At 53.4% G+C, this 1,426-nt stretch carries 1 rRNA gene; it reads right to left on the reverse strand.

The features are described from left to right. Window positions 1–28: 28 nt before the first annotated feature. A 23S ribosomal RNA gene (locus tag BLU76_RS30300) occupies window positions 29–1,426 on the reverse strand; the annotation flags it as partial.

Below are 1,426 nucleotides of genomic sequence, written 5' to 3' on the forward strand. Positions count from 1 at the left end.
TGGAGCATACAAATTGCTTGGGTGTTATATGGTCAAGCCTCACGGGCAATTAGTACAGGTTAGCTCAACGCCTCACAGCGCTTACACACCCTGCCTATCAACGTCGTAGTCTTCGACGGCCCTTCAGGGGACTCAAGGTCCCAGTGAGATCTCATCTTGAGGCAAGTTTCCCGCTTAGATGCTTTCAGCGGTTATCTTTTCCGAACATAGCTACCCGGCAATGCCACTGGCGTGACAACCGGAACACCAGAGGTTCGTCCACTCCGGTCCTCTCGTACTAGGAGCAGCCCCTCTCAAATCTCAAACGTCCACGGCAGATAGGGACCGAACTGTCTCACGACGTTCTAAACCCAGCTCGCGTACCACTTTAAATGGCGAACAGCCATACCCTTGGGACCGGCTTCAGCCCCAGGATGTGATGAGCCGACATCGAGGTGCCAAACACCGCCGTCGATATGAACTCTTGGGCGGTATCAGCCTGTTATCCCCGGAGTACCTTTTATCCGTTGAGCGATGGCCCTTCCATACAGAACCACCGGATCACTAAGACCTACTTTCGTACCTGCTCGACGTGTCTGTCTCGCAGTCAAGCGCGCTTTTGCCTTTATACTCTACGACCGATTTCCGACCGGTCTGAGCGCACCTTCGTACTCCTCCGTTACTCTTTAGGAGGAGACCGCCCCAGTCAAACTACCCACCATACACTGTCCTCGATCCGGATAACGGACCTGAGTTAGAACCTCAAAGTTGCCAGGGTGGTATTTCAAGGATGGCTCCACGCGAACTGGCGTCCACGCTTCAAAGCCTCCCACCTATCCTACACAAGCAAATTCAAAGTCCAGTGCAAAGCTATAGTAAAGGTTCACGGGGTCTTTCCGTCTAGCCGCGGATACACTGCATCTTCACAGCGATTTCAATTTCACTGAGTCTCGGGTGGAGACAGCGCCGCCATCGTTACGCCATTCGTGCAGGTCGGAACTTACCCGACAAGGAATTTCGCTACCTTAGGACCGTTATAGTTACGGCCGCCGTTTACCGGGGCTTCGATCAAGAGCTTCGCGTTAGCTAACCCCATCAATTAACCTTCCGGCACCGGGCAGGCGTCACACCCTATACGTCCACTTTCGTGTTTGCAGAGTGCTGTGTTTTTAATAAACAGTCGCAGCGGCCTGGTATCTTCGACCGGCGTGGGCTTACGCAGCAAGTGCTTCACCCTCACCGGCGCACCTTCTCCCGAAGTTACGGTGCCATTTTGCCTAGTTCCTTCACCCGAGTTCTCTCAAGCGCCTTGGTATTCTCTACCCAACCACCTGTGTCGGTTTGGGGTACGGTTCCTGGTTACCTGAAGCTTAGAAGCTTTTCTTGGAAGCATGGCATCAACCACTTCGTCACCCAAAGGGTAACTCGTCATCAGCTCTCGGCCTTA

This window comes from Pseudomonas sp. NFACC08-1 (assembly GCF_900106735.1).
Classification (GTDB): domain Bacteria; phylum Pseudomonadota; class Gammaproteobacteria; order Pseudomonadales; family Pseudomonadaceae; genus Aquipseudomonas; species Aquipseudomonas fluorescens_Q.